The organism is Thermus islandicus DSM 21543 (genome assembly GCF_000421625.1).
GTDB lineage: Bacteria > Deinococcota > Deinococci > Deinococcales > Thermaceae > Thermus > Thermus islandicus.
Window position 1 is genome coordinate 1 of sequence record NZ_ATXJ01000036.1, and the last position, 6,622, is coordinate 6,622.

Below are 6,622 nucleotides of genomic sequence, written 5' to 3' on the forward strand. Positions count from 1 at the left end.
GCCTCCGCGTCTACCGCCATCACCTCCTTTGGCGTCCGATAACCGAGCCCCGAGTGCAACCGGCGCTCGTGGTAGTAGCGTAGCCGCTCCTCCACCACCTCCTTTAGCTCCCCAAGGCTAAAAACGGGTCCCGCCCCTCCCCCTTGAACCGGGCAAAAAAGCTCTCCACCACCGGAGAAAACGTACGCTTCGCGTGACGCCCCTGGCCCCCATCAGGCTGTAGGAAAACCTCTGCCCGTCCCTCAGCAGCGTGGCTCAGGAAAGGACCCCCCAGGGCGGCTGACGGTCTTGGTGCACCAGGGCCCTGGGGAGCCTCCCCACCTGGGCCTGGAGAAAGGCCTTGGCCTCCGCCCAGGCCCCCAGGGCCAGCTCCACCGAAGTGGCATGGTTCCAGTATGCTTGGGTGGCAGAGTTCTGCCAATGAGGGCTAGGCCATATATATGCACGCTCACTCCCACCTCAATTAGGCCTTCCGCTACCCCGCTGCCCTTGTGAAAGCCATCGCTAGACCACATGGACCTCGTCCTGGACGGGCGTGGCAGAGCTCTGCCAGCTGTGACAGGAAGGGGGGGTGGAAAAAGAGCGCCTCAGCTGCGTCAGGGACGCGCGTGGCAGAGGTCTGCCATTTTCCGACCCTAGGGTTTCAGAGTCTCCAGAGGGCCTCGAGGGAGAGGGCGTGGAGGTCTTTTACTACCGCAGCCACTCCGGGGAGGAGGTGGACCTGGTGCTGGAGGGACCGGGGAGGAGAGGGGTGGGGGTGGAGGTGAAGGCCTGGGGGAGCCTCCGCCCCGAGGACCCACGGGGCCTAAAGTCCCTGGCCCAGGCCCTTGGCCCCCGCTTCCACCGGGGCGTGGTGCTCTATCAGGGGCGGGAAACCGTGCCCTTCGCCAAGGACCTCAGGACCACGGGGACGGTCCCCGGGGCCTACCGGGTGCGCCTCAAGGTAGCTTCGCTGACCCTGGGGGGGCGGGGCCGAGGCCGAGGCCACGGCGGAGGTCCAAGTGGAGGCCTCTCCCCCCCGAGTGATGCTCTCCGCCTTTTCCGGGAAGGGGTCTTGCCGAGACCTCCTCCTGCCCCCGGATGGGGGGGCCTTTCCGCCTCGAGGGGCTTTCCCCCGGGACTTACCGCCTCCTCGCCTTCCTGGACCGGGACGGGGACAGCCTTTTGGACCCTGAGGAGCCCCGGGGGGAGGTGGAGGCCACGCCCCCGGCCACGGGGGTGCGCTTTCTGGCCCAGTAAAAGTGAGCCCCTATCGGGCCAGGTCCTAGCCTTCACTCCCGGAGTGTTTCAATCCTCTATGGGCCTAACCCTTGCCCCCCAAGAGGTCCATCACCCCCGCCAAGGCTTCCGCCAGCGAAACCACCCAGAGCCCCCTTACCCTCCTCCCCATGAGGTGCCCAAAGTGGCGCCGGTCCCCAGTCACCAGGGCCTCGGCGCCGGCGCTCCAGGCAGCCGCCAGGATAGGGGCATCCTTAAGGGGTAGGCCTTCCGCCAGCGCTTTCCGCACCAACGCCATGGGGGCCTCGGGGACCGTCTGCACCTGCTCCCGTATCCGCTGGAGGCAGTCCAGGGCCTCGGGCCGCTGGGCCTCCAGGTTGCGCCGGGCCTCCTCTAGGGCGTGGGGGGAGGTGAGGAGGAGGACCTTGGCCCTGGGCGCCAGCTCCAAAAGGGCTCGCGCCCTTCCCTCTTGCCAGCAAGCGGCGAAGAGGACGTTGGCGTCCAGGAAGAGGCGGTGGAGCCTAACGGGCGAGGGCGGCAAGGCGGGCGCGTTCCTCCTCCGTGAGGGTGTCCTCGGCCAGGAGTTCCTGGAGGCGCTCTTCCGGGTAGACCTCTAAGGGGTAGACCCCGGCGGGGCGCAGGAGAAGGCCCCCTTCGGGAGCGAGTTCCACCAGGAAGTATGCCTCCCCCTCCACGCCCAAGGCCTTGAGGAGGCGCTTGGGGATGGAGAGTTGGCCCTTGCGGCTGAGCTTGGCTAGCTCCACGGTTTCAGTGTACCAAAAAGTTGAGTGTCTTTGTTTCCCACTTATCAAGAAGGAAAGGCCCTGATCGTGTAAAGCATAGGGCTTAACCCCAAGGGACATCCGCCTCGAGCCTCGCAGTCCTCCCTCTGCTTCTGGTGTTCCTCTTCTGCCAGCGCCAGATCGTGGAGGGCGACGTCCTCTAGGTGGTGGCGATGGCGGCCCCGGGCAGGCGCGGCATCCGGGCCTAGGCCCTGAGGGTCCTGGAGGAGGCCCTTGGCGCTAAATGACTCCTTCCCGCTTCTCCTCCTCGTAGAGCCTCTCCAGCACGAACTCCTTGAGGAGGGTCTGGTAGCCCTTGCCCTTCCTCCTCGCCATGGCCTTGAGCCGCCGCAGGAGGTCCTCGTCCAGGCGCAGGGAGATGGCCCGCGTCCTGGGGCGAGGAGGGGGCAGGAGACCTTCCGGGGGCGGGGCCATGGCCTCCAGGAGGGGCTCGCCCAGCTCGTGCTCCGCCCAGAAGCGGGCCTCCTCCGCCTCGCTCCCAAACTCGGGGATCTCCTCCAGGCTTTGCACCTTGCGCTTTTCCCTCATCTACTTCCCCCTTCTCCGGTACCGCCTTTTCTCCCCCGGGGAGGCGTCCCGGGCGGTGATGACCCGCACCCTGCCCCGCCTGCGGGTAAAGACCAGGAAGAGAACCCGGCCCCCTTCCGTGGCTCCCAGGGCCGCCCAGCGCTCCTCTCCCCGCTGGGAGCGGATCTTGAGGACCAGGCGGAGGGGGTCGGTGAGGGCTTCCTCGGCCTCCCAGGGGCGCACCCCGTGCCGGGCGATGTGATCGGTGTTGGCCTCGTCCCAGTCAAACTCCACGGGGCGGCCTCCCCTTTGAGTATATACCATGGCATACACGGGAGGGGAACACGACCGCCGGGACCCACCTGGCCGGGGCGGCCCTCACGGCGTTCCTCGTTTTGGACGGCTTAGCCAGCGCCCTCCCGGGGGTGGACGCGGGAGGGTCCCGCCGGGCGGCCGCCACGCTGTCGGTCCTCGCTGCCCTAGCCCAACGCCTGGGCCTCACGCTTCTGCTCCTGGAGGAAGCGGACTGGCCTCCCGCCCGGAACGCCCTCCCGAGGGGGCCTCTGGGGGCGGCGCTCAGGGCGGCCTCCCCCGCAGCCCTGTTCTCCCTGGAGTGGGTGCCGCCTAGGGAGGCCGAGGGGCCGAAGGTCATGCGCCTTGTAGCCCTCATGCAGCGCTACGCTCCCCTTCCCTCACCCCTGGGACTGGAACTGGTGGAGGGCCACGGGGGAGAGGGATGGTCCCTCGAGCCCTACCCCCTCATGGTGGGAAGGACATTGGTGGCCCGGGCGGAGGCCGCCATCCTCCAGGCCCTCCGGGTGGCGGGGGAAGGAGGCCTCCCCCGGCAGGTCCTCCTCAAAGAGGTCATGGCCCGGGCCACCGTGAAGGAGCGGACCGCCACAACCGCCCTGGCGAACCTGAGGGCCCGGGGGAAGGTGACGGAGATGGCCCTCGGGGGGCGGGGGAACCCCAAGCTCTATCGCCTTGTCGACTCCGAGTCGTTCTTTGCCCAAAAGGGGGAAAGTGCCCTCAGGAACGGTACTGATTTTGGGCAAAGCCCCTTGCCCCAAAGGATGGGCGAAGCGGATCCTGGGGAAGGTCGCGGGACAACCCCTCGAGGAGGAGGCGGGTTCCGAGTGGGAGGTGGAGCTGTGACCGCCTGGGGCGCCCTCCGGGCCCGCCTCCCGGACCTGGCCGCTAAAATTCGGGTTCTCCAGCCCCCCAGGCTCAGGGTCGCGGTGGACGGCCAGGTGGTCTACGCGGCCCAGGTTGTCCCGGAGGAAGCGGATCTAGGGGCTCACTCCGCCCGCTTCGGTGGGCCGTCCCGCCTCGAGGGGTGGCTGCTGGAGCGGCTGGCCCTGTGGGAGGAGAGGTTCCCCGGGGTCCGGGAGGTGGAGCTCCTCGGGGTGTGGGCCGGAAACCCACCGCGCCTCGAGGTCATTGCCCGGGTGAGGCCCCGGTCCCCTTCTCCCTGACCGCCCCTACGTAGAAGAAGCTTGGGCAGGACTTCAGCGGCCCCAAAGCCGTTCGATGATCCTCCAAACGGCGTTTGGAGTGCGTTCTATGATGGGCTCTATGTACTCAAGGAAGTCCCCCAGCTCTTCCGGTTCTATCCCGCCTTCGTACCTTTCGTAAACGACGAGACCTAAGGCCACCACCTGGCCCCGCTCCCTGGCGGTCAGTTCCTTAAACCGCTTGAGAACCCCCTCAGGAGCTCGCACCTGTACCGGTTCGCTCGCCTCCCCTGGCCCTAGGGGCTCCTGGCCCAACCGCCGGGCCCGCTCCTCCCGGGGGATCCGCTGTAGGTGCCTACCCCGTGGCATGGTTCCAGTATGCTTGGGTGGCAGAGTTCTGCCAATAGGGACTAGGCTATATAAAGCTTGTCCCCAACTCCGTCTCAGTAGGCCTTCCGGTGCCTCGTCGGTCTTGTGAAAGCTATCGCTAGACGACGCGAACGCCGTCCTGGACGGGCGTGGCAGAGCTCTGCCAGCTGTGACAGGAAGAGGGGCTAGGCGCAACGGGAAAGAGCGCCGTGCAGGACGGTTCTGGCAGGGTTCTGCCAGTTGCCTACCCCCTTAGATCCCCCAGAGGGCCTCGAGGGGGAAGACGTGGAGGCCCTTGGCGGAGGGCACGGTCACCCGCCCCAGGTGGAGGACCACGCCCCGGTGGAAGCGGGGGGCCAGGGTGGACTTATCCGCCTACCTTTCCCCTAGGAGGACCACGGGGCGGTCCTCGAGGGCCCTCCGGATGGGCGTGGCCAGGCACCTGGGAAACGCGGCTCCTTTCGTCCAGCCTCGGTTGAAAATCCTCCGCATAGCGGTCCAAATGCCGCTGCGCCAGAGAGGCCGGCCTCCGGCCCTGGGGAAGCGGAGGTGAAAGGGTGATGCCGAACCCCACCCTCATCCACGTGGCCCAGGTCCTGGCAGGCCGCTGCCCTAGGCGGCTTCTTCAGGGTAGCTTCGCTGACCCGGGCCATTGGCGCAAGGAGGAGAAATCGCAGGGCCAAGGCACGGGCCAGGACCAGGCGAAGGCCCACCACGGGGAGGTGGACCGCCTCCTCGCCCTCTACCGCAACCTGGGCTACTGGGCCAAGGCCCGGGTGAACGTGGCCTTCCTGGAGACCCCCCTCTTCCTCACCGCCGAGCTGGACCTGGTGGTGGCGGACGGCTGGAGGGCGGTGGTGGTGGAGGTGAAGACCGGGGAGCTTCGGCTAGAGCACCTCTTCCAGGCCCTCTTGGCCTCGGCGGCCTGGGCCCAGTTGGAGGGCCGGGTGGACCTGAGGCGCCAGGTTTCCGCCGTGCTCTGGCACCCGGGCCTAGGTTGGGCCATAGACCTAAAGGTCCCCAGCCCCGAGCTCCTCACGGCCCGGGCTCGGGAGGCCCTCGAGGCCCTTCTTGCGGGGAGGCCCAGGGTAGGCCCGGAGTGCAGGGGCTGTCCCCTGGCCCGGGAGGGGAGTTGCCCGGAGGGCGTGGCCCACCTTGGGGGTGGGGCGTGAGCCCCCTTGACCCCTTGGGCCTCGGCGCCCCCCGGGGCCTCCCCTCGGAGGTCCACTTCTTCGCCCTCTCCCAGGTCCTCGAGGTCCTCCGGGGGGTGTGCCCCGCCCGGGTCCTGGAGGAAGCCCGCCTAGCTAGGCAGATTCCCCGCTCTCGGACGCGCTCCCAGAGCTTGGGGACCTCCGCGCGCTCCCAGGCCCTGGCGGAGGCCGTGGCTCGGTTTCCCAAGGACTACCGCCTGCGCTTAAGGGCCCGGCTGGAGCTCCACTTCCCCCAGGCCGTGGTTCGGGCCCAGCTGGACGGGCTCCTCCTGGGCCGGGGCGAGGCGGTGGGGCTCAGGTGGGCGGGAACCGCGAACCCCAGGCAGGATGCCCTCGAGGCCCTCAGCTTCTGCCTCCACGACTTCGCCCGAAGGAACGGCCTCCGCCCCCGCCTCCTCCTGGTCGCGCCTCACCGTGCCCTTCCCTACTCCCTGGCCCCTGTGGGAAGCCCCGCTTACCGGCGGACAGGGGAAGCCCTCCGGCGGGCAGTAGAAGCCCTCCGCCAGGGGGCCCGGGTGGCTGGCCGGGCGTGCAGGGGCTGCCCGCTCCGCCACGGGTGTCCCGCCCGCGCCATCTAGAGGGCCCCGGAGGGGGCGGGGGTGGAACCGGATCCCCGCCTCCTCCCCTAAGAACCCCAAGGGCGGTACCCACGGCCGGGAAGCGGGACCGGCTTGGGTGGTACTGAAGCGATGGTGGATGCCCTCCTCCAGGAGGAGAACCTGAAGGCGGTGGGCGGGGACAAGGACCTTTGGATGCGGGCCTTCCTCTGCCGCTCCTCTCCCAGGGTCTCCTTCGGGGACGCTCTTATCTGAGCGGCGGCTTTGGCCTCTGGGGTGAGGCGGGTCTATACCCTGGATGCCCGCTTTCCTAGGGGCACCGGTAACAGAGGGCTCAAATCCAGGCTCAGCTTACCTGCGATAAGTCTCCGTCGGCATGGGTAGAAACTCAACTTTAGCCGCTCCAAGACCTGCCTCGCCGCGTACCAAGCGTCAAACAGTACGCCTTCCGGCTGAAAGCCCTGCTCCTCCGCCCACTCCAGCAGGGCCAGCTTGCTCTCCTC

At 68.4% G+C, this 6,622-nt stretch carries 10 protein-coding genes and 2 pseudogenes; 6 read left to right on the top strand and 6 right to left on the bottom strand.

All coding sequences use genetic code 11. The features are described 5' to 3' along the window. Positions 1 to 724: 724 nt before the first annotated feature. Both H531_RS15360 and H531_RS14355 read left to right on the top strand, forming a co-directional pair. A pseudogene (locus tag H531_RS15360) lies at positions 725 to 832 on the top strand (hypothetical protein); the annotation flags it as partial. 248 nt (positions 833 to 1,080) lie between these two features. Beyond that, positions 1,081 to 1,239 (top strand): hypothetical protein, encoded by a 159-nt coding sequence (locus H531_RS14355; protein ID WP_022799544.1) that lies wholly within the window; start codon positions 1,081 to 1,083, stop codon positions 1,237 to 1,239. A gap of 64 nt (positions 1,240 to 1,303) precedes the next feature. On the opposite strand, the gene H531_RS0111900 is transcribed toward H531_RS14355, so the two are convergent. The 4 genes from H531_RS0111900 to H531_RS0111915 form a co-directional block, all read right to left on the bottom strand. Beyond that, positions 1,304 to 1,759: a PIN domain-containing protein gene (locus tag H531_RS0111900; RefSeq protein WP_022799545.1), complete on the bottom strand. Its 456-nt coding sequence runs from the start codon at positions 1,757 to 1,759 to the stop codon at positions 1,304 to 1,306. Next, positions 1,740 to 1,982 carry an AbrB/MazE/SpoVT family DNA-binding domain-containing protein gene (locus H531_RS0111905; protein ID WP_022799546.1) on the bottom strand — a complete coding sequence of 81 codons (243 nt, stop codon included), beginning with the start codon at positions 1,980 to 1,982 and terminating at the stop codon, positions 1,740 to 1,742. The genes H531_RS0111900 and H531_RS0111905 overlap by 20 nt, the downstream gene beginning before the upstream one ends. A gap of 258 nt (positions 1,983 to 2,240) precedes the next feature. Continuing rightward, the gene (locus H531_RS0111910; protein ID WP_022799547.1) at positions 2,241 to 2,549 is read right to left on the bottom strand and encodes a CopG family antitoxin; all 309 of its coding nucleotides are present in this window, start codon (positions 2,547 to 2,549) and stop codon (positions 2,241 to 2,243) included. Next, on the bottom strand, positions 2,550 to 2,822 hold the full coding sequence (locus tag H531_RS0111915) for a BrnT family toxin (RefSeq protein ID WP_022799548.1): 273 nt from the start codon (positions 2,820 to 2,822) through the stop codon (positions 2,550 to 2,552). It abuts the gene before it with no gap. Between the two features lie 101 nt (positions 2,823 to 2,923). Here H531_RS0111915 and H531_RS14990 point away from each other — a divergent pair, with 101 nt between their 5' ends. Next, positions 2,924 to 4,003 carry a hypothetical protein gene (locus H531_RS14990; protein WP_245540698.1) on the top strand — a complete coding sequence of 360 codons (1,080 nt, stop codon included), beginning with the start codon at positions 2,924 to 2,926 and terminating at the stop codon, positions 4,001 to 4,003. A 33-nt stretch (positions 4,004 to 4,036) separates the two neighbouring features. On the opposite strand, the gene H531_RS14615 is transcribed toward H531_RS14990, so the two are convergent. Beyond that, positions 4,037 to 4,351, bottom strand: a complete 315-nt coding sequence (locus H531_RS14615; RefSeq protein WP_022799550.1) for a hypothetical protein — start codon at positions 4,349 to 4,351, stop codon at positions 4,037 to 4,039. A 560-nt stretch (positions 4,352 to 4,911) separates the two neighbouring features. Between H531_RS14615 and H531_RS0111945 the strand changes: the two genes are divergently transcribed. The 3 genes from H531_RS0111945 (at position 4,912) to H531_RS15180 (ending at position 6,374) form a co-directional block, all read left to right on the top strand. Further along, positions 4,912 to 5,523 carry a PD-(D/E)XK nuclease family protein gene (locus H531_RS0111945; protein ID WP_022799552.1) on the top strand — a complete coding sequence of 204 codons (612 nt, stop codon included), beginning with the start codon at positions 4,912 to 4,914 and terminating at the stop codon, positions 5,521 to 5,523. Further along, positions 5,520 to 6,140, top strand: a complete 621-nt coding sequence (locus H531_RS0111950) for a hypothetical protein (protein ID WP_022799553.1) — start codon at positions 5,520 to 5,522, stop codon at positions 6,138 to 6,140. The genes H531_RS0111945 and H531_RS0111950 overlap by 4 nt, the downstream gene beginning before the upstream one ends. Before the next feature lie 111 nt (positions 6,141 to 6,251). Next, the gene (locus H531_RS15180; protein WP_022799554.1) at positions 6,252 to 6,374 is read left to right on the top strand and encodes a hypothetical protein; all 123 of its coding nucleotides are present in this window, start codon (positions 6,252 to 6,254) and stop codon (positions 6,372 to 6,374) included. A gap of 92 nt (positions 6,375 to 6,466) precedes the next feature. On the opposite strand, the pseudogene H531_RS14065 reads toward H531_RS15180, so the two are convergent. Beyond that, positions 6,467 to 6,622: pseudogene (locus H531_RS14065) on the bottom strand (IS701 family transposase); the annotation flags it as partial.

Coding starts and splice junctions, on each gene's coding strand:
- H531_RS14355 (WP_022799544.1), top strand. CDS start 1,081: ATGGGGGGGCCTTTCCGCCTCGAGGGGCTTTCCCCCGGGACTTACCGC.
- H531_RS0111910 (WP_022799547.1), bottom strand. CDS start 2,549: ATGAGGGAAAAGCGCAAGGTGCAAAGCCTGGAGGAGATCCCCGAGTTT.
- H531_RS14615 (WP_022799550.1), bottom strand. CDS start 4,351: ATGCCACGGGGTAGGCACCTACAGCGGATCCCCCGGGAGGAGCGGGCC.
- H531_RS0111945 (WP_022799552.1), top strand. CDS start 4,912: ATGCCGAACCCCACCCTCATCCACGTGGCCCAGGTCCTGGCAGGCCGC.
- H531_RS15180 (WP_022799554.1), top strand. CDS start 6,252: ATGGTGGATGCCCTCCTCCAGGAGGAGAACCTGAAGGCGGTGGGCGGG.